At 50.0% G+C, this 19,168-nt stretch carries 24 protein-coding genes; 12 read left to right on the top strand and 12 right to left on the bottom strand.

All coding sequences use genetic code 11. The features are described 5' to 3' along the window. Window positions 1-127: 127 nt before the first annotated feature. From GA004_RS10815 to GA004_RS10805, 3 genes are all read left to right on the top strand, one after another. Complete coding sequence (locus GA004_RS10815; protein ID WP_283393876.1) at window positions 128-991, top strand: sugar phosphate isomerase/epimerase family protein; 864 nt, start codon at window positions 128-130, stop codon at window positions 989-991. A 113-nt stretch (window positions 992-1,104) separates the two neighbouring features. Then, a complete protein-coding gene (locus tag GA004_RS10810) occupies window positions 1,105-1,872 on the top strand; it encodes an SDR family NAD(P)-dependent oxidoreductase (protein WP_283393875.1) in 768 nt (255 codons plus the stop codon). 36 nt (window positions 1,873-1,908) lie between these two features. Then, the gene (locus tag GA004_RS10805; protein ID WP_283393874.1) at window positions 1,909-2,862 is read left to right on the top strand and encodes a D-2-hydroxyacid dehydrogenase; all 954 of its coding nucleotides are present in this window, start codon (window positions 1,909-1,911) and stop codon (window positions 2,860-2,862) included. Window positions 2,863-2,958: 96 nt separating this feature from the next. Here GA004_RS10805 and GA004_RS10800 read toward each other — a convergent pair whose 3' ends face one another. The 3 genes from GA004_RS10800 to deoC form a co-directional block, all read right to left on the bottom strand. Then, entirely contained in the window at window positions 2,959-3,747 is a 789-nt protein-coding gene (locus tag GA004_RS10800; RefSeq protein WP_283393873.1) for an SDR family NAD(P)-dependent oxidoreductase, read from the bottom strand. After that, the gene (locus tag GA004_RS10795) at window positions 3,731-4,315 is read right to left on the bottom strand and encodes a hypothetical protein (protein WP_283393872.1); all 585 of its coding nucleotides are present in this window, start codon (window positions 4,313-4,315) and stop codon (window positions 3,731-3,733) included. The genes GA004_RS10800 and GA004_RS10795 overlap by 17 nt, the downstream gene beginning before the upstream one ends. 148 nt (window positions 4,316-4,463) lie before the next feature. Continuing rightward, window positions 4,464-5,150: a deoxyribose-phosphate aldolase gene (gene deoC / locus GA004_RS10790; RefSeq protein ID WP_283393871.1), complete on the bottom strand. Its 687-nt coding sequence runs from the start codon at window positions 5,148-5,150 to the stop codon at window positions 4,464-4,466. A gap of 216 nt (window positions 5,151-5,366) precedes the next feature. Here deoC and GA004_RS10785 point away from each other — a divergent pair, with 216 nt between their 5' ends. Together GA004_RS10785 and GA004_RS10780 are read left to right on the top strand one after the other, a co-directional pair. After that, a complete protein-coding gene (locus tag GA004_RS10785) occupies window positions 5,367-6,128 on the top strand; it encodes an SDR family NAD(P)-dependent oxidoreductase (RefSeq protein ID WP_283393870.1) in 762 nt (253 codons plus the stop codon). Window positions 6,129-6,144: 16 nt separating this feature from the next. After that, the gene (locus GA004_RS10780; protein WP_283393869.1) at window positions 6,145-6,999 is read left to right on the top strand and encodes a fumarylacetoacetate hydrolase family protein; all 855 of its coding nucleotides are present in this window, start codon (window positions 6,145-6,147) and stop codon (window positions 6,997-6,999) included. A gap of 234 nt (window positions 7,000-7,233) precedes the next feature. Here GA004_RS10780 and GA004_RS10775 read toward each other — a convergent pair whose 3' ends face one another. The 5 genes from GA004_RS10775 to GA004_RS10755 form a co-directional block, all read right to left on the bottom strand. Then, complete coding sequence (locus GA004_RS10775; protein WP_283393868.1) at window positions 7,234-7,776, bottom strand: heme-binding protein; 543 nt, start codon at window positions 7,774-7,776, stop codon at window positions 7,234-7,236. Window positions 7,777-7,876: 100 nt separating this feature from the next. Continuing rightward, a complete protein-coding gene (locus GA004_RS10770) occupies window positions 7,877-8,116 on the bottom strand; it encodes a c-type cytochrome (RefSeq protein ID WP_343218851.1) in 240 nt (79 codons plus the stop codon). Between the two features lie 6 nt (window positions 8,117-8,122). Then, entirely contained in the window at window positions 8,123-8,512 is a 390-nt protein-coding gene (locus tag GA004_RS10765) for a hypothetical protein (RefSeq protein WP_283393866.1), read from the bottom strand. Window positions 8,513-8,561: 49 nt separating this feature from the next. Next, window positions 8,562-8,738, bottom strand: coding sequence for a hypothetical protein (locus tag GA004_RS10760; RefSeq protein WP_283393865.1), 177 nt, complete (start codon window positions 8,736-8,738; stop codon window positions 8,562-8,564). Window positions 8,739-9,212: 474 nt separating this feature from the next. Continuing rightward, a complete protein-coding gene (locus GA004_RS10755) occupies window positions 9,213-9,839 on the bottom strand; it encodes a hypothetical protein (protein ID WP_283393864.1) in 627 nt (208 codons plus the stop codon). 255 nt (window positions 9,840-10,094) lie between these two features. Between GA004_RS10755 and GA004_RS10750 the strand changes: the two genes are divergently transcribed. From GA004_RS10750 to GA004_RS10735, 4 genes are all read left to right on the top strand, one after another. After that, complete coding sequence (locus GA004_RS10750) at window positions 10,095-11,087, top strand: NAD(P)/FAD-dependent oxidoreductase (protein ID WP_283393863.1); 993 nt, start codon at window positions 10,095-10,097, stop codon at window positions 11,085-11,087. A 143-nt stretch (window positions 11,088-11,230) separates the two neighbouring features. Continuing rightward, window positions 11,231-11,959, top strand: coding sequence for an SDR family NAD(P)-dependent oxidoreductase (locus tag GA004_RS10745; protein WP_283393862.1), 729 nt, complete (start codon window positions 11,231-11,233; stop codon window positions 11,957-11,959). A 28-nt stretch (window positions 11,960-11,987) separates the two neighbouring features. Continuing rightward, window positions 11,988-12,380, top strand: coding sequence for a hypothetical protein (locus GA004_RS10740; protein ID WP_283393861.1), 393 nt, complete (start codon window positions 11,988-11,990; stop codon window positions 12,378-12,380). A gap of 256 nt (window positions 12,381-12,636) precedes the next feature. After that, complete coding sequence (locus GA004_RS10735; protein WP_283393860.1) at window positions 12,637-13,077, top strand: DUF5069 domain-containing protein; 441 nt, start codon at window positions 12,637-12,639, stop codon at window positions 13,075-13,077. A gap of 436 nt (window positions 13,078-13,513) precedes the next feature. Here the strand turns inward: GA004_RS10735 and GA004_RS10730 are convergent, their stop codons facing one another. After that, complete coding sequence (locus GA004_RS10730; protein WP_283393859.1) at window positions 13,514-14,002, bottom strand: TPR end-of-group domain-containing protein; 489 nt, start codon at window positions 14,000-14,002, stop codon at window positions 13,514-13,516. A 241-nt stretch (window positions 14,003-14,243) separates the two neighbouring features. Here GA004_RS10730 and GA004_RS10725 point away from each other — a divergent pair, with 241 nt between their 5' ends. The 3 genes from GA004_RS10725 (at window position 14,244) to GA004_RS10715 (ending at window position 16,750) form a co-directional block, all read left to right on the top strand. Then, the gene (locus tag GA004_RS10725; protein ID WP_283393858.1) at window positions 14,244-14,576 is read left to right on the top strand and encodes an RNA recognition motif domain-containing protein; all 333 of its coding nucleotides are present in this window, start codon (window positions 14,244-14,246) and stop codon (window positions 14,574-14,576) included. A gap of 329 nt (window positions 14,577-14,905) precedes the next feature. Then, window positions 14,906-16,453, top strand: coding sequence for a sulfatase family protein (locus tag GA004_RS10720; RefSeq protein WP_283393857.1), 1,548 nt, complete (start codon window positions 14,906-14,908; stop codon window positions 16,451-16,453). 147 nt (window positions 16,454-16,600) lie between these two features. Continuing rightward, entirely contained in the window at window positions 16,601-16,750 is a 150-nt protein-coding gene (locus GA004_RS10715) for a hypothetical protein (protein ID WP_283393856.1), read from the top strand. 132 nt (window positions 16,751-16,882) lie between these two features. On the opposite strand, the gene GA004_RS10710 is transcribed toward GA004_RS10715, so the two are convergent. The 3 genes from GA004_RS10710 to GA004_RS10700 form a co-directional block, all read right to left on the bottom strand. Then, entirely contained in the window at window positions 16,883-17,068 is a 186-nt protein-coding gene (locus tag GA004_RS10710) for a hypothetical protein (protein WP_283393855.1), read from the bottom strand. Window positions 17,069-17,105: 37 nt separating this feature from the next. After that, window positions 17,106-17,861: a 3-keto-disaccharide hydrolase gene (locus tag GA004_RS10705; protein ID WP_283393854.1), complete on the bottom strand. Its 756-nt coding sequence runs from the start codon at window positions 17,859-17,861 to the stop codon at window positions 17,106-17,108. Window positions 17,862-18,217: 356 nt separating this feature from the next. Next, window positions 18,218-18,892: an SDR family oxidoreductase gene (locus GA004_RS10700; RefSeq protein WP_283393853.1), complete on the bottom strand. Its 675-nt coding sequence runs from the start codon at window positions 18,890-18,892 to the stop codon at window positions 18,218-18,220. Between the last annotated feature and the right edge of the window lie 276 nt (window positions 18,893-19,168).

Below are 19,168 nucleotides of genomic sequence, written 5' to 3'. Positions count from 1 at the left end.
GGCCCGGTTTGCAATACGGAAAGTGCTAGCGAGTCCAGTGGCGAGGCCGAGTTTCCAGATTTAATGAAGAAATGAGTTTGATCAACCGGCGAGGGTTCCTGATTGTTTGTAGCACCTTTTTGGATCAATGAACCCCCTGATCGGCCGCCGAAATTTTTTGAAGCAATCCGTTTCCGCCAGCGCGAGCGTAGGAGCGTTGTATTCGCTGAGCCAAGCGACTCTGCGAGCGAAAGCGGTTGAAAGCAAAAAGGGAGTTGAGTTGGAAATTGCCACGATCTGCGTCGATGGCCTGGGGGATCATCGGCACGAACCGACCTCTCGATTCGTTCCTGAGCTTGGCTTAAAGAACGGGGAGTTCAATCTTTGGTATCCGGGCACGCTAACGCCCAGTTACATTGACGGGATCAAGGAGCGTTGTGGCAGGGCGGGGCTTATCCCTATCAGCGTTCAGGGCACGGGTTTCGGTAGAGAGGAACGTAATGGGGTGACTGAAGACCTGCCCCGCAAAAGGGTATTGCTGGATGATTGTGAGCGATTGGATTGCCGGATCGTGAAATGTACCGGAAGCCGCCTTGGCACTCAGGGTGGATTAAAGTCAGTCATTGAGGTTTTGAAGGAACTCGCGCCCGTCGCGAAAGCGAAGGGGCTGCTGGTTATTCTGCAAAGCCAAGCCAATAATGTGCTGGAAGGAATCGCGGACTACGAGGAGATCTTCGCTGCGATCGATCATGCTAATGTTGGGATGTGCTTCGATACGGGCCATCTTGAAGGCGTCAATGTGGATCCGATCGAAGTGGTTGACCCGTTTCACGAATGGATTCTTCACGTTGATCTGAAGGTCTGCAAAAAGCGGGGGAAAGGGCACTATAATGTTCCTTTGGGTGGAGGGGTAACGGATTTTGAGGGATTCCTAAGTCATTTGATGGCGAAAGGCTACCAAGGCTATCTCATTGTGGACAAGCTTGGTCTGGGCCGAAGGGGGATTGGGTGAATGATTTTAAAACCCGCCTATCAGCACTTTCGCCAATGGGAGTCCTAAACGAATTACTTAATGTCGAGGCGTGACTTCGATTCACTCTAAAACTAAACGCGAAAAAACGAATTATGATACTAGACCAGTTTAAACTAGCGGGACGGTCCGCATTGGTGATGGGCGGAAATCGGGGCCTCGGCATCGAAATGGCGAAAGCACTGGCGGAGGCGGGCGCTTCGGTTGCCATCGCGGCACGGGACTCCTCCAAAAACGAGGAAGCGGTTGCCTTCGTGGACGCAGTCGGGGAGGGCAAAGTCATCGGCAAGAGCTGCGACGTTACCGATGCGGCTCAGGTAGAGCAGGTCGTGGGCGAGGTAAAGGCGGAGCTCGGCTCCATTGATATTCTTATTAACTCCGCTGGAATAAATATTCGGGGAGCCATCGAGGAGGTCACCCCAGAAGACTTTCGCAGCGTTTTGGATGTAAACGTTACGGGGACGTGGCTGGCTTGTAAGGCCGTGTCTCCAATCATGAAGGTACAGGGCTACGGGCGTGTAGTGAATATAGCCTCCATGCTCTCTGTAATTGCGATTGCTGACCGGACACCCTATACCTCAAGCAAAGGTGCGGTCTTAAATATGACGCGGGCATTGGCGGTTGAATGGGCCCCACATAAAATCACGGCCAATGCGATTTTACCTGGACCGTTTGCTACAGAGATGAACCTTCCGCTTTTGGATGATCCTGAGAAATATCAGAATTTCGTATCAAAGATTCCCTTAAGCCGATGGGGTGAGCTCACGGAGATCGGGGGACTGGCGTTGTTTCTCTCGTCTGATGCCTCTTCCTATTGTACTGGGGGTGCCTTCACTATCGATGGTGGCTGGACGGCCCAGTAACGAAATGAGCTATAGAGTCCTTTACTGATCGAAAATATGAAAATCGTTATCCTAGATGGGCATACTCTAAATCCCGGTGACCTGAGTTGGAAGGCTTTTGAGGAATTAGGGGAGGTGGTCGTTTACGAACGTTCATCGCCGGAGGAAGTGATAGAGCGATCGCTCGACTGCGATGCGCTTATTACGAACAAAGCAATTGTATCGTCCCAAGCTATACAAGAGGCGGACAATCTAAAGTACATTGGAGTGACGGCCACCGGTGTGAATATCGTCGATATTGATGCCGCATCTGAAAAGGGAGTACCTGTCTGCAATGTAGCGGGCTATGGACCGGACTCGGTGGCGCAAATGGTGTTCGCGCACGTTTTGAATTTGGTCCATCGGCTAGCTAGGCAGGCGGATGATGTGCGAAAGGGGGGGTGGTCAGCGAGCCCGGATTTCTGCTACTGGCTGCATCCCGCTCTCGAACTGAGTGGATTGACCTTTGGCATTATTGGACTGGGAGAGATTGGCCAATCGGTAAGTCGTATCGCGCAAGGTTTCGGCATGAAGGTGATTGCGTTCACGCGGGACGAAAGTCGAGTTCCACCGGATGGTGTGAGCTGGAAGAGTCTGGGCGAGCTCTTTGCCGAAAGCGATTTTATATCCCTCCATTCTCCGTTGACTCCGGAGACAGAGAACATCGTCAATCGCTCCAATATTTCAAAAATGAAGCCAAGCGCGTATATTTTGAATACGGGAAGAGGCCAGTTAGTCGATGAACCTGCTTTAGCCGAAGCCCTAAACTCGGGACGTATTGCAGGAGCGGGTTTGGATGTGCTTTCGACTGAGCCCCCGAAGGCAGACAACCCACTATTGAGCGCTAAGAACTGCTTTGTAACACCTCATATCGCCTGGGCGACGAAAGCGGCAAGAGAACGTTTGATGCAAATGTCAGCCGACAATTTGAAGGCTTTCGCTAGCGGATCGATCGTCAACCGAGTCAACTAGACTTGAGGGGTAGCCTCGTTCTAGTCTAAATGAGGAGGCGGGTGCTCGGAGATAGCCAGCTACCTTCAGTTTTCTTGAATGATAACGCAGAGACCTCTACTGATTCGGATCGGGTTTAAGCCGAAGGCCTCCATCTATGAAGAGATTGGTGCCAGTGATGTAGCTGCTGGCATCGGAGCAAAGGAGAAGGGCCGCGCCGCCGCAGTCTTCTGGAACGCCCACCCGATCGGCTGGGATCTTTGCGAGCATTTTAGCCACATTTTCAGGGTCGGCCAAAAAGTCCGTGTTACGCTTCGTATCGATGAACCCGGGAGCAATATTGTTAAAGGTGATACCATTTTTGCTATATGCTCTAGCGAGCCCTTTTATAAAGTGAGTCTGGGCGGCCTTTAGGGCGCCGTAGACGGCAAAACTGGGATTGTGGTTATCTTCTTGGACGCTTCCAATCGTCACGATCCGTCCCCAGCCTTTTTTGAGCATCGCTGCTGTCGCACACTGAATGAGAATGAAGGACGATTTGAAGTTGGTAGCAAATTGATAGTCCATTTCCTCCTCTGTTACATCTAGGAAAGAATTGAAGTTCTGTACGGAAGCGTTGGATATAAGAATATCAATATGTCCGGCATATAAAACCGCTTCTTTGAAGAGGACGTGTGCAGAGCCGGGCTTGGATAGATCAGATTGGCAGTACCAGACTTCGCGGCCGCTTTGTTTGAGGGTGTCGACCGAGGTTTGGGCGCTCTCAGGAGAGCTGGTTCCGTTCAGAACGATATTCGCTCCTGCCATTGCCAATGCTTCTGCCATTGCGAAGCCGATTCCTTGGGTAGAACCCGTAATTAGGGCAGTGCGGCCGGCCAAATTGAAGGGACTAGCGTCGTTTTTCATAATGCTGCTTTAAAAGTTCTATTGACAGAATTAACAGGTAGTGGCCGATTAAGGGGTTGGCGGCTGGCACCTGCGTTAAATAAGAGAGGATCGATTTGCTTTCTGTCCAGGTAGCGCCAATGAGTGTGGTGCGTGGAAATGCTGGGATTTCGGATTCATTATTGTGGATTTGACTGATTACCATATCGACGGCAGCCAATCCATCTATGTCGTTGTGCTGGTCCATCCCTGAGAATTGTTGACTTTCGGGTCTTCGTTCGAGTTGGGCAAACCCAATATCGTCTGGTACTTGCCAGCCTAGTTCCTGAACCCAGCTCGAGACACTATTGTAGAGCGTGAGAACGACGTCAGACTTAGAGTTGAGTATCCACGATTTAAATATCCGGGGATCTGCCATGGCCTGTTTGTATTTCAGGAAAGGCGGAATACGGTTTTGGTCTTCCAGTTCTAGTTGGCCTGTTTTAAAACCGGTGGAGAAACGGCGTTCCACGAGCAAGTGGATCGAATCGTCCAAAACAAGAGCGGGACGTTTGTACCCCAATTTATCCGCAATATCTTGAAGAGTCACACGCTTGCTCACGGGCGGTAAAGTTCATGAGTTTAATTTTACTGTCAAGTAGCCAGAATGCTCTGAATTCGTGGAAATTACTGGATCGATTGCCCAAAATTGGGAGAAATCTTAGCTTCTTGGTAGTCTTATATCGTTGAGGAATCGGTCAGTAATCGGATCTGTTTGCTTGAACACTGTCTCCAAACAGAACGGGAGTGGTACCAAAGCCAACTCCCAGTCGGTCACATCCCATCTCGATAAAACGATTTGCCTGTTCAAAACTCCGTATGCCGCCAGAAGCCTTTACTTTTGTGTTCCCTCGGACGGCATTGAGCATGATCTCGATCGCTTCTTCGCTAGCACAGCCTCCGTTGAATCCTGTGGATGTTTTTACATGGGCCACCCCTAAGTCGGAGCAAATATGGGTTGCTTCGGCGATCTGGTCAGGATGGAGGATTGAGCTCTCTAAGATGACTTTTAATAAAATTCCTCTTGGATGGAGTACCTGGAATACGCCTTCAATGTCTCTCCGAAAAGACCCCCATTCGCCACCGCGAGCCATTCCAAATTGGGAAACCATGTCCACCTCATCTACTTCCCGCTTGGCGTAGGCTTCCGCTTCCGCGACCTTGGAGCTGGGCAGGCTGCAGCCATGCGGAAATCCTAGTACGACGCACACGTCCGTATCGGTTCCGCGGCACATTGATTTTGCCAGTTCGATATCGGTGGGACGAATACAGACCGTGCGGGTGTTGAAGCTAAGACCTAGGTTGATGGCTTCTTCTGCTTCCGTTCGGGTCATATCCGGTTTCAGAACGGCGTGGTCTAGATAGCGGCTTAAGGGCTGTTTCATGCGTGGGAGGTAGAGGCAACGCGTTGGATTATCAATCTATTTTGATAGTGTTGGTTCGGGTTATTGCAGCGGCGACGAATGGATTGGAAAACTCCGGCTATCTGAATCATGGCAATTTGATAGAGAGCCCTGTTTTTTATTGCAGAAGAATTATGAAAGGGCCTTCTTGGGTGAGGCGTGCTCATCGCAACTGAGAAATGCTCTTTCGTACTATTTATGGATAGATATTTAGATAAAAGCGTTATCGTCACAGGAGGTGGAGCGGGTATCGGTAAAGCCATCTCAAAGCGCTTGGCTGAGGAAGGTGCCATAGTCCACATTTTTGAACGGGATATAGGACAAGCAAACGTGGTCTTGTCAGAGTTTGACGGTCTCTCTGGCAGCGGTGTTGCCTATCAAGTGGATGTCGCGTCAGAGGCTAGCGTTCAGAATGCCCTCACTCAGATTGATTCGGTGGATGTCCTTATCAACAATGCGGGTATTGCCTCGATCGGGAATGTCGAAGTGGCGACTTCGGAGGAGATGGATCGGGTTTACGCCGTTAATGTGAAGGGCCTTTTTCATTGTATTCAGGGAGTCATTCCCAAGATGCGAACTCAAGGGGGTGGAGCGATTCTCAATTTGGCCTCCATCGCATCCCGTTTGGGGATCTCGGATCGTTTTGCCTACTCGATGACAAAAGGAGCCGTCTTCTCCATGACCCTTTCCGTGGCCAAGGATTATGTGACAGAGGGGATACGTTGCAACTGTATCTGCCCGGCTCGTGTACATACACCTTTCGTCGATTCGTATCTAGAGCAGCATTACTCAAATCGCAAGGATGAGGCGTTCAAGGAGCTTTCTGATTACCAGCCCATGGGTAGAATGGGGAAACCTGAAGAAATCGCGAGTCTTGCCGCCTTTCTGTGCAGCTCGGAAGCTTCCTTCATTACTGGATCCGCCTATGATATCGATGGGGGAGTTACCAATTTGAGATAGATAAAAAAATATTGTTATGAAATTGATTCGATTCGGAGAGCCGGGTGAAGAAAAGCCGGGATTGCAGCTAGAAGATGGAACTCGAGTGGAAATACCACCCAGTTTCGGAGACTACGATGAGAGCTTTTTTGGAGGGGACGGTTTGGAACAGCTGAAAGAATGGTCGAGCTCGATTGCCATCGCTGCTCCGGAAATCGATCCTGAGACACGCTTGGGACCTCCCTCCTGCCGTCCGAGCAAGATCATTTGTGTTGGGTTGAACTACTCGGACCACGCTGAAGAATCAGGCATGGACGCTCCCAGTGAGCCGGTCCTGTTTTTCAAGGCAACTACCGCCTATCAGGGTCCGAATGATCCCTTGGTCATTCCCGAGGGGTCTGTAAAAACGGACTGGGAGGTCGAGTTGGGCGTTGTCATTGGCAAGTGTGCCAAGCGAGTATCTAGGGAATATGCCCTCGCGCATGTTGCCGGCTATGTGCTTCACAACGACTACTCCGAACGCGAGTGGCAGTTGGAAAAGCAAGGGCAGTGGGTTAAGGGCAAATCGGCAGACACCTTCGCGCCGTGCGGTCCGTGGATTGCGACGACGGATGAAATCAAGGATCCCGGTAAATTGCGTCTATGGCTTAAAATCAATGGAGAGCTCAAGCAGGATGGCCATACGAAGAATCTGATTTTCGATGTTCCGACCATTGTTTCCTACATTAGCCAGTTCATGACTTTGTTGCCTGGCGACATCATTTCGACCGGAACCCCGGCGGGGGTTGGTTTTGGGTTTAAACCCCCACAGTTCTTGAAGCCGGGTGATGTGGCAGAACTCGGTATCGATGGACTGGGTACACAGCAGCAGGTAGCGGAAGCGGAAGAGTAGAGGGTTCTGTAGGTGGCGGGCGATTTTGGTTCGAAAAGGCTCACAACCCTGAGCCTGTCGGTGACGCAACGCCCGTAACAAAAGCCTAGAAGGCGTATCATTGTCCCTGAGCGGAGTGGATTAGACAGCCTGTTGCATTTAACGATTAATGCCTGTTCTACTTTAAATGGGTGCTCGTAGATCGCCCGCTACCAGTATGCCTAGTCGAGCACGAGTGATGATTGCTTAGTGCGACTAATCGTTTTCAATTTGAACATGAACCTCGAAGGTCTTGACAAACCAAGGGGTGAAGGGACCGTTCCAATAAACTGCGTACGGCTCTGCAATTGGCTGGATCGCATCGTTTGATTCGATCCATTTCAAAAGTTTAGCCTTCGCTTCCTCGTAGTTGCTTCGGCTATAGGATCCTCGAGCTCCGACCGCAGCGACTTTCCGCACTGGAACATCGACGATGCTCACGTTGGCACTGCCGATCTTCGCTTTCTCTTTTTGATCCTCAGCGACCCAGAAGTACATTTTGCCGGGAGCGATTTGAGCCTCAACCGGAGTTGTCATCGAAATATTGTTTTTTTGAATGTAGCTGAAGAGGGGTCGGAAGAGCCCGTTGGATTCATCGAAGTAGTCTCTTTCGGATTGGGATTCAAGAAGCCTTCCTGCCGGCAATTCTTTGATCTCGATTTCTCCGGGGGGTGTTTTCTCAAATGCCTCGCTGGCCATACTTGCGGTGGTTGCAGCAATGAACGTGACTGCTGTTATGGTAATTATTCGATGGGGCATTCGGTTCATGTAAGTGTAACACCAAGAAGAGTCCTTTGGTTCCGCTATCGGTGCAACTATTGTGCTTCAAAAACAACTCTATCTTAGGACGGGGGACGCTTCAGTTTTTGCCGTATTGGTTGGTTTTGAATTCGGGTGCCGGCAAGGAGGCGGTGTACGCAACGATATTGAGAATATCCTCCGATGTCAGGTTTTCAACAACGGGAATCATGAGCTTAGCCATTTCACCTTTGCGCGTACCTTGTTTAATATCGTTTAGCTGACGCGCCATGTAGCTCGGAGAACGGGATGCGAGGCCCGGAATCACGCCGATCCCATTGAGATCCGGTCCGTGGCAGATGGCGCATTAGATCGTTTTCCCATTTTTTCCTGTGAGAACCAACTGGGCGCCTTTCTCGATCGAGCCCTCGGGAACGTGGGCAACGAAGCTGGACCGAGGATCTCTGAGAAATTCGGTTTTATAGGAATCGACCGGCGATTCGATTATACGCTTTCCAATGGGCTCGGTGCCGGCATCCGGTCCTTCAATCGGAATGTAAAGCCCTCCACGGAGATAGGTCTTGGGTACGGTGTTTGTCTCGATCACGTCAATCCATTGGGTCCATTTCATGGATTCCAAGTAGGCGGAGACTTCGATGATCTCTTGCTCCGTCATCCCTTTGGCCGTTTCGATCACCAACTCGTAATTCGACTTGCGTGGATCCGCCCATATTCCTAGGTCCTTCTGGAAATCCAATAATTGCTTAATGAGGTAGCCTTCAGACTGACCGGCCGGGGGGCGCGTTTTACGCCTTTCCCTTTGGATAGTGGCAAAGGGCGCAGGCAATGATATTTCGTTCGGGATCTCCCTTGGCGTAGATTTCCGGCATTTCTGGATGATCCCCAGAGTACCAGTTGGCGGGGGCGGTTTGAAAGCTGACTCCGTCTTTACGCCCGACAATCTCATCCCGTGTGAATGTCAAAGGAGTGTCTGGAAGACTGTGCTTGACTTCGTCTTCTGGAAGCGGAGGTGGGGGCTCAATTGTAATAGCATAGGCCCAAGCTAACTCAACAAGGTGGTCGGGAAGGGGGTCTTCTGCAGCTGCGCAATGGATGAAGGGAATAAAAACAATGTTCCGAATACGGAATTACGATACATTTTTTTTTGAAACGTATTAGAGATCTTCATATTGGAGTAGACGATCGGGACAGGGAGCCCTGCAGTTTTCCACACGCAAATGGTTACGTGTAAAAGGGAATCAATCCTCAATCAGATAAAGGCTGACGCCTTTATTGCGCCCTCTGGGTCTTAGGGCCTTTGTTGAGGAAACTTGCAAGGCAAAAGGAGAGGAGAGTGACGTCAATATTATTTGGGCACAACTCTCAATAAAAGCGTTCGTTGTTGAGTCGCGAAGGGGAAAAGTCCGCAAATGGTTTTTGGGTGAAACGGAATACTTTTAGTCGAGAATCTTCCGGTAGATGGAGGGTTCGCCCTCCCCGAGGTAAGCGATAATAATTGCTCCTTCAGAGGCAACGCATTCGAAATATTTCAATGTAGCCTCCTGCTCTTCGGGCCAGGGATAGACGTAGAAGAGATCTATTTCTTCCAACTCCCAATCGGAACCGGGGTAGCTCACTCCCAGAACGGGGTTTCCGCTTGGCCGGAGTAATTCAAACCCTCCCTGAGTAGGGAGGAAGTCGTACCCCTCAATCAGAAAACTTGTTTGCAGAAAAGAGGCAGGTAAACTGAATACATTCGCTAATTCTCGCGCACGCGGGACGAGTTCGGGTTCGATCTCGATCCCCATAGCGTTGAGGCCCATGAGTGATGCGAGGCAGGTCGCGGTTCCCAAACCGCTGCCCCACTCACAAAAGCGATTTCCTAGAAGTGCATCGGACGATTTTACCGCATTGATTGCTTGGAAGATCCGGTTGTAGTCCGCGGGAATAAAGCGGGGGATCTTTTTGCGTACTCCTGAATCGAAAAACGCATCGCAGCGACTGTCGGCTTCTTCAAGAAAGGAGATGATAGCCGTAGGAGGTGGGTTGGCATCGTGGGCTGGAAAAAAAGCTTCTAGAGGCATTTAGATGGGTTTTCTGATAAACGATTTTAACTGCTTGGAGTTTATTTGATAGTTAGCAGGTCGACCCATTTGATTATGATATCATCTCAGACTTAATTTTACAAAATTGAGGGATTTGATCTGCTTTTTTGCAATGAGAAACTTGGTCGCGCGAAGTAGCTTGAGTAGTATTTGAACGACTTAATAAGCGCTCAATAACGGTTCAAATATTGTCTTTATTCGAGTCGCTTTTGATCATTGTGATTGTTCGGTACCATGGAAAGATTTGATTGTTTGGTTTTAGGTGCGGGTATCGCTGGTATAACGGCAGCGCGGAAAATGGTTGCAGCCGGATTTTCGGTCTGTCTTTTGGACAAAGGTCGAGGATTGGGAGGTCGCTTTGCGACGCGACGCATCGATGGTCAATCATTCGACCACGGGGCTCAGTTTTTTACAGCGCGGGGGAAGCTCTTCAGTGCGGAGGTTCAAAACTGGGTTGAAGCGGGTATCGCTCGACCCTGGTTTGGGAAACCGGGACACGAACGCTTCTGTGGCGTGGGCGGTATGAACCGCTTGGCAAAGGAGCTTTCGGTAGGGCTCGATGTGAGGCGTGACCAGAAAGTTGAGTGGGTTGGGTTTGCTGACGGGGTTTGGTCGGTGCGGTCGAATCAGGGAGCTCTTGAAGGAAATCGACTGCTCCTCACCAATCCTGCTCCCCAGGCGATTGACCTACTAGAGACGAGTGAAGTTGATTGTTGTGTCGATTTTTTAAATACATTGAGTGTGATTGAATACGAAAAGTGCATTAGTCTGATGTTGCTTCTTGGCTCTGAATTGGGACTCTCCGAGTCGGGCATCATTCAATCTGAGGCAGCGGAACCAATTGCGACGATCACGGAAACCTCGGTCAAAGGCATCACAGATCTTCCGGGAATAGTAATTCAGTCGGGCCCCGAATTTGCGGAAGAAAATTTTGGAGCCTCCCCAGATACTGTTTTCAAACGACTTACGGATGCTTTGCCTATTTCGGGCAACCTCGATGTGGAGGGGATGTCAGTGCAAAAGTGGCGCTTCGCCAAGCGAAAAGACCATGCTTTGGAATGCTTCTTTAATGAGGATGAGTCGAATTTTATCTGGCATTCGGGAGATGGCTATAACGCTCCGAGGATCGAAGGTGCGTTTCTTTCTGGAGAACGAGTGGCGGAGTCGATTATCTCAAGTCTGAGTGTTAACTGCATACCTACTACACAGGAGCCAGGGAAGCGGTAAAATGGCGGCTCTGAAAAAAGATTCTAAAGCGGTGGTCCAAATGCCCAGCGCTTGAATTAGGGACAGAAAAGTAAAGTTAGATCAAAAGTGAAAGTGGTCATGGAGATGCTGATAGAAGAATCAATCAAGAAATAGATTTTGTCATGAAAAAAGGATACGTAATCATTGGAGCGAGTGGGGGAATTGGGAAGGCAACTTGCGATTTGCTGCTCAAGGGAGGCAATCAAGTCGTAGGAGCAGTCCGAGACATTGGCGCAATTGCCACAGGATTGAAAGTTGACGGGGTTGAGTATCGTTCCGTGGACGCGGAGGACTGGGAGAGTGTGGATGCACTTTTTGGAGATCTGAAAGCAGAGGAGTTTCCCTTGACCGGGGTGGCCTTGTGCGTTGGCTCGATTCTGCTCAAGCCCGCTCACCTCACTCGGAAGGAGGAATTCGATGCCGTCATCTCGAAGAATCTTTCTTCAGCGTTTGCGACCGTACGTGCCGGGTCAAAGACCCTGTCTAAGACCGGAGGTTCGATTGTCCTAGTCTCCACAGCGGCGGCCCAGCACGGGTTGGCGAATCACGAAGCCATTTCCGCGGCCAAGGCCGGGGTGGAAGGACTCGCAAGATCGGCAGCAGCCACCTATGCCAAGCGGCAGATAAGGGTCAACTGCGTCGCTCCGGGATTAGTGCGGACTCCTTTGTCCGAACGTATAACAGGAAACCCGTCCAGTTTGGAAATGTCAGAAAAAATGCATCCGTTGGGCCGTATAGGCGAAGCGTTCGAAGTTGCTAGCGCGATTACTTGGTTGCTCAGTTCAGATCAAAGCTGGATCACGGGTCAGACTATTGGAGTAGATGGGGGGCTGTCTAGTCTGCGGGTTTGAAAGCTAAAGTCGATTGTCGACGGTGAGTATGGATCTAGTTAATACGGTCATCGATTGGGCTATGGTTGTGGTGATCTGGCTCGTCCAGTTAGCTGTCTATCCAGGGTTTCGTCGCATCGAAAAGAGCCGGTTTGTTACTTGGCACTCCCGGTATCTGAAGTTGATGGGTTATCTCGTCGGGCCTCTAATGATTGGGCAACTGGGCTTTGCTGTTTGGAATGCGTTCATGGTGCGGCATTGGACAGGTGCCGAACCCCACTATCTGGGCCTCGTCGTTCTGACCTGGATCGCTACCTTTCGCATTGTAGTCCCCATTCACGACAAGCTACAAAGCAGGGGGAACGAGTCGAAATTGGTACGGCAGCTGGTTTGTGCCAATTGGCCACGCACTGGTTTGTGGAGCGTAATCGTGTTTGTGTAGATGCCGTCTTTTTCTGAGTATGCGACAATCCCAAAGGTAGGTCTGCTTATCCGCTTTACTGAGCTAACGGCCGAAGCCCTAAGCAGCCGAAATAAGACGACCCACCGCAACTGACTGAGGATAGTCAGCCTTTCCAATGTAGCTTTTTTCTATTCGTATTGGACTCTCTCACAAAACTAAACTACCAAACTTTCCCCCGATTGACGCCCCTAAATCACCGCTACTCAAATTCAGTTTATAAACAAAATCAAAAATAATGAAGCGTTATCCAAACAGTCCTTACTTAAAAGCCGGTGGGTTGGTCTACCTCCCTCGTATGTTCGATAAAATGCGTTTGCATCTGGCGGGAGAACTGTCCGAAGACTATCACGAGCTACGAGGCAAGGGTATGGACGGCCGGACTTGCGCTTATTTGCGTATCGGCTACGAGGAAGTACTATCGCTCGTTAACGAGGGGCTGACAGACGAAGAGCTGGCTCAGTGGTGTTTGGAAAACGGTCGCCCGCTAAACGATGTGGATATTCTCATCTGGAATGATTTCATGACCAAGCGAGGCTGCCACGAATCCGACTCGGCGGTCACCGAGCTTCTCGAGAAGTTCAAGGCTGAGAGCGGCCTGTCACACAGGGACGACATTCAGACTTTCTTCGATTATTTCGAAGCGGACGAGGGTCGGGATTCTCAAGAAGGTACTTAGTAGCTGGAGTGACAAAAGTTTTTCGGGGATACAACGGTATCCGCGGAGTTCAAACATGGAAGCCCCGAGTTTGCACTCGGGGCTCCGCTAACGTCTCAAATGGCGGGTAGTTTGATAGCAATTCAGTCTAGCAGGTTGCTATTTGAAAGCTGTTTACGACAGCTTTTCATTTAGTTTACTTAGTGCCTGGCGACAAAGAGTACCGTGGAGGAAAATGAGCCGTTCATCTAGTTAAGTGGGTCAACGTCCCCTATCTCCTTAACTCAGCCGAGGACGTGGATGCGGCCTATTACGGGGCAAACATCTCTTTGACTCGAGCTCCCGAAGCCGACTTCAAGTGCCCGGTTCAGCCTTAACTAAATACCGTCACAGAAAAATCTATCTTCACTAAGAGCATGTTTCCCACAGGCGCTTTTTCCGGTTTGTAAATTCGAAGTTAGGCGTTCTCCTTGCTCCGTATCCACTGCCATAAGTTGTCTAGGTCGGCGTCATCAACCGCTTCCGCCTCAAATGCTTTGTCAAGCCGGACGGCTTCGTCTAGACGTTGAGACGCGTCTTCGACTTCCCCGAGCAGTGAGGAGTAGCAAGCAAAGTTGAACCAAAGAACGGCTTCCTCCGGTACAAACTCGAGACCTGTCTCTGCCACGCTCATCGCTTCTTTGATCTGATTTCGCTCGCGCAGGGCGTAGGCCCAGTTGACCCAGCCATATGGGTTCTTGGGTTCAAGTTCTGCAAGGCGCTTGGAAGCTTGCTCCATGCGTTTCCATTTTCTCGTGCCCAAATGGAGACGGATATGCGAGGATAGGTATTCGTTAAGAAAATTCTCCTTGTCTTCGATCGAGTCGAGCTCTTGGGCAGCCTCTTTGGTCATGCCTAGATCTAGGTAGCCATTAGCGTATTGAAGCCGCGTTTCAGTGCGAATCATTGCGTTAGAATGGAACAGGATTAGACTTTTAGATCAAGCCGCCTGTGCCCTGAGCCTGATTGTTGATGCTGTTCTCTCGAATTTTGTGATCGCCAAAGTCTAAAAATACCGCTTTGTGCATAAAGCTTAGTATTTGTCTTCGCGTTTCGCGGAGGCCCGAGGTGTATTCCGGTTTTAAGCGTCGCTGTTTGAGTCTACCTTTTTTGAAACTGACTGATGCTTTAGCTATAATATCAATATCATGGAAATATACGTTGGAAACATCTCGTTTGATGCGAGTGAAGGCGATCTGCAGGACGCTTTTGAAGAATATGGAGCCGTTGCTCAGGTTAAGCTAATCACGGACCGCGATACAGGCCGCTCACGTGGATTCGCTTTTGTAACAATGGACAATGCGGACGAAGCAAACGCGGCCATTGAAGGACTGGCAGGTCGCGATATCGCGGGCCGCGAACTGAATGTTCGTGAAGCCACACCAAGAGCGCCGCGCGAAGGCGGCGGAGGTGGCGGAGGCCGTGGCTATGGTGGCGGCGGCGGAAATCGCGGTGGCGGAGGTTTCCGCGGCAGACGCTAAATTCATAAAATCAAGAATTTCTAGAGTCCCAATCGGTTAGCGGTTGGGACTTTTTTTACGACCGAGGAGGTCTTTGAATCGTCTTTTGAGGGTTATCGTTTATAAAAGTGAGGGCGTTGATTCTCATGGCTGTTTTTGAAGTAACGTTTAAGAAAGTCTGCGACGTTGCGAGAATCTGCAATAATAAGCAGGATGGGGCATTTTGCATTGAGGAATAGGAGGACTGGCTCAGTCCTCCCTAACTCGGAAACCAATTTTGTTCTCATTGATGAATCAATTGAGAATATTGACTCGCTCCGATCTCTTTCCGATCTCTAGTCTCTCAAGTCATGATACCCCCTTTCCGATTGAAAACTCTCATTTGTTTCTTGCTTGGTTTCTTGTTGCTATTGTTAGGGGGTGCTTCCTGTAGTTTAGTGCCTGATCGCGATCGTCCTGATTCCAGTCGTCCAAATATCATTTTTGTGATGACTGACGACCATACGCATCATCAGATGAGCATTACTGGCAACCCTCTCATCAACACACCGAATTTAGATCGGCTTGGACGGGAAGGGGTGTGGTTCAAGAACGCCTTTTGCACGAATTCACTCTGCGCGCCGGCTCGTGCCACGATTCTTACGGGTACGCTTTCCAATGTTAACGGCATTCTTGGCAATTCGGAATCGAAGGACCGCATCGAACGTCTGAATGCTGAGCTACCGACCTTTCCTCAGCTCTTGCGGCAGTCGGGCTACCAGACTGCAATTGTGGGAAAGTGGCATTTGCCTCACGACCCGCGCGGTTTTGACTACTCCTGCATTTTGCCGGGGCAGGGACTGTATTTCGATCCGGAGATGATCGAGGACGGAGCACGGAAGTCGTTTAAGGGCTACGTTACGGACATTGTTACGGATCTCGCTTTAAAATACCTTGGTGGGGTGGATCCCGAAAAGCCTTTTTGTCTGGTCTACCAGCACAAGGGGCCTCACCGGCCCTTCACGCCTGCGCCGCACCACGAGGATCTCTATAGTGACCAAGACTTTCCTTATCCGGAAACGTTCGATGATGACTACGCGACCCGTCCAATTGCGGGAAAAGCGGTGGACATGAAATTCGAGCAAAGCCTGGCGAAAGACTATGGAGACGCACTCGATGGAATGTCGGAGAGGCAAAAAAAGGATTGGATCTACCAACGATTTGTTAAGGACCATTATCGGTCCATCCAAAGCATCGACGAAGGCCTGGGCCAGATTCTAGACTTCCTGGACGATCACAATCTGGCTGAGAATACCCTCGTCGTTTACACGACGGACAACGGTTTTTATTTGGGTGAGCACGGTTGGTATGACAAGCGGTTCATGTACGAGCCCTCACTGCGGATTCCGTTACTTGCTCGCTTCCCTAGGGAAATTGAGGCAGGCCAAGTGGAGGAAAGTATGATTATGAATGTGGATGTGGCTCCGACGCTTCTTGATTTCGCGGGTATTCAGATACCGGATGTCATGCAAGGCGAGAGCGTTAAACCGCTCATCACAGGGGAAGAAGTCGAGTGGCGCGAACATATTTACTATTCCTACTACGAAAACTCTTGGACTTTGAAAGATTTTACGCAAGCGGATCTGAGTGACCCCTCTTTTAATTTCTTTACCGCTCATCGGATCGGCCCGCACCGAGGCATTCGTAACGACCGGTACAAACTGATCGAGTACTACAGCGAACAGGAGTACTGGGAGTTCTTTGATCTACAGACTGATCCCAATGAGCTCAAAAATCGTTATGATGATCCTGCCATGGGAGGGATCATCAAAGAGATGACCACCCAATTGAGAAAAACCCAAGCCAAGTATTTAGACACGCATACATGGGATCGATTGGCGAAGCCAAATTATAATTGAAATGAAGCTAGGACGAGAGCGTCCCACTCTTTCGCTTTTGGATGGTCTATGCGACTGGTGCGGCATGTCTGAAGGGTGTTGCTCTACCGAACGAATAGCCCTTTACCAAACATAATCAATTCCCTCAAACCCCGAAATACACAATTAATGAATAGACGTCAGGCGTTATCTATCATGGCAGCCGGCACTGGTACCGGTTTGCTGAATTCCCCGATTGGTCAAAGCGATGCGATTGCTCCGCTCCATTGTCGACGGGCTCGTAGCTGGCACGGAACCTGGTGTCATAAACAGCCCTAGCCTAACGGCTATGGCCTTTTCGTGGATCTGATTAACGAAGGTTGTGGGCAGTTTCCACCGTTTTGCCAGGCTTATTCCAGCCTGGATCACCATCAGGCGTGCCTGTTTTGCGGTATCGTATTGGCTAGGTACTTACACCAAGTAATTGCGAACCGTGCCAGGAAATATATCGCTTTTGAATGAGAATGGGCCTTTTACCTTCCCCGTGCACACTCTCTGCTTTTGAATGCTGTCTTGTTGGTCCGGGTAGCTTTCCTTTTCTTGGGCGAAAACAAGTGAGCTCGTATGAAGGGGTGTGTAGGGGAAGGAGGTTTTCATTTGGGGTCTTTGAGGATCGATTGCGTGAAGTGCTAAACTAAAGCTCTTTAACCTTGATGTTCCGGAAGTGGACGGAGCCCTTTTTGCCGGAGTGAATTTGGAGACTGAAGAATCCTTTCAGATATTCGTCGTTGGTCCAGTGGGCCGCGGGCACGCCATTGATCCATGTTTTCACGACTCGGCCTTCCGCTTTTACCGTGATACGATTCCAGACTTTGTAATTGACGGCTTGGCGAGCGTTTTCGTGGGCATTCAGCCACAGGGGATAGTACCACCCACCGCATGACTGACCAAAGATGCCGCCGGACCAAAAGCGCTTTTTGGAGTCGGCTTCCATTTCGGCCTGCGGTCCGAAAACGGTTTGCTTACCATTCTCCTCCTTGACCTGCCCGCGAAACATATAGCCGGTGTTGCCGTCAACTTCCCATTTGAGTTCAGCCGTGAATATGAAATCTGTGTAGTCGTCTTTGAGAGTAGATAGGTAGGTGCTGGGAGACCCAGGAACCGTGGTGCCAACGATCGCATTGCCTTTCGCTTCAAAGGTGCAATGCCCTCCATAGGGTGCCCAGCCATCGAGATTTTTCCCGTTGTAGAGAGAAACGAAACCCTTCTTCAAACTAGGCTCCTGGTCTCGATTTATGAGCATGGCCTCTGGTAATGGAATGTTTTTCTGCTTTTGGTAAACTTCTATCCACTTTTGCTGGCTATCAGCTGTCTGCTTGTCCGCAGCTCCGAGCAAGGTTGCTAGTGAGGCTGCAAGGAGAGAGGCGGTAACTAGTCGTATTGTTTTCATATGTTCGGGCAGTGTGTAGTTCCGGATATTTTTCTAGCGATAATATTCTTTTGGTTATTCGGAAGGAAGCGATTCAAATCTTTTTTAGGCAATTCACTCATTGCGGTGACATCGAATTTCCTTCTTTCATTGGCTTACAATAGCGGTCTAGCGATTTAGTTAGACCCAACGAATCAACCATGTTAGATTCATTATGTTATGCAGATGTCTGAGCTTAACCTAAAGTGGGCCTCACAGGAAGTGGCTACAGACTTAGTGGCTACCTATCTGGGTTTGGATCGGGAATCTCTGTTGGGTCGAAGACATGCCATTGGATACATAAAGCGGCTTGGAACGCGTAGGGCCGGTAATGCTTTTCAAGGAGCCGTAAGAGCTTGACCGTTTATCGATGCGTCCAGTCCAGCCAGATAGGGACCCGTCCTCTCCGCCCATTGGGTCGTGTTTCCGAACCTGGAGGCGTCCGAGCCTAAGCAGCTTCGCAGCATGTCAGTATCGATGATCCCCGGGTTCATTGCCGCAATGGCTACTCCATCTGGAAGCTCTCGGGCCATCGCCTGACTCAGACCTTCGATCGCCCACTTAGTCGCGCAATAAGGAGCGACTTCAGCGGAAGTGGAGCGCCCCCAGCCCGAGCTTAGGTTTATCATAATGCCACTACCTCGAGCAATCATGAGGGGAGCGAAATGCCGGATAGTATGATAGACTCCCTTGATGTTTATGTCGACGACTTTAGCGAATACCTCAGGGGGCACTTCCCAAAGGGGAGCGTTGGCGTTGATCACTCCAGCGTTGTTGACAAGCAAATCGGGCGTGCCTAATTGGTCGGCGAGCTCACTTGCAAAAAAGCCGAGGGTGTTGTCATCCGTAACATCGACTGCGCGGAAGTATCCATTACCTTGTGACTGCAGCGAATCAATCGAAAATTGATTTCGACCGATTCCGCTAACTCTCCAACCGTCGGCGTAGAACCATTTCGCAAGGGCAAGGCCAAGCCCTTTGGTGCACCCCGTTATACATACGTGTTTTGACATGGCAGATGGATTGAAGGGCGTATTTTAAATGGCGAATTACAGAAATCTGAATTCTTCTGGTTCATGGACACCGTTATATTCCTGTGCTACTTTAAAATGGAGTTCCCCACAAACGTCAAAAAGGAAGTTGGAGATATTGCAGGAGGATTTCATGATCAAAGGATTGAATGGATTTATTGGTTCTTGCAAAAGGAATTCCTTTAATGAACTACACCGATACCTAAGGGAGCCATCTGTGCGACGGGCTCGACTAAGGATAGGGCTAAAAAACTTTAG

Source organism: Candidatus Pelagisphaera phototrophica (assembly GCF_014529625.1).
GTDB lineage: Bacteria > Verrucomicrobiota > Verrucomicrobiia > Opitutales > Opitutaceae > Pelagisphaera > Pelagisphaera phototrophica.
The sequence above is the reverse complement of the archived record's forward strand: the minus strand, read 5'-3'. Positions and strand labels throughout refer to the sequence as shown.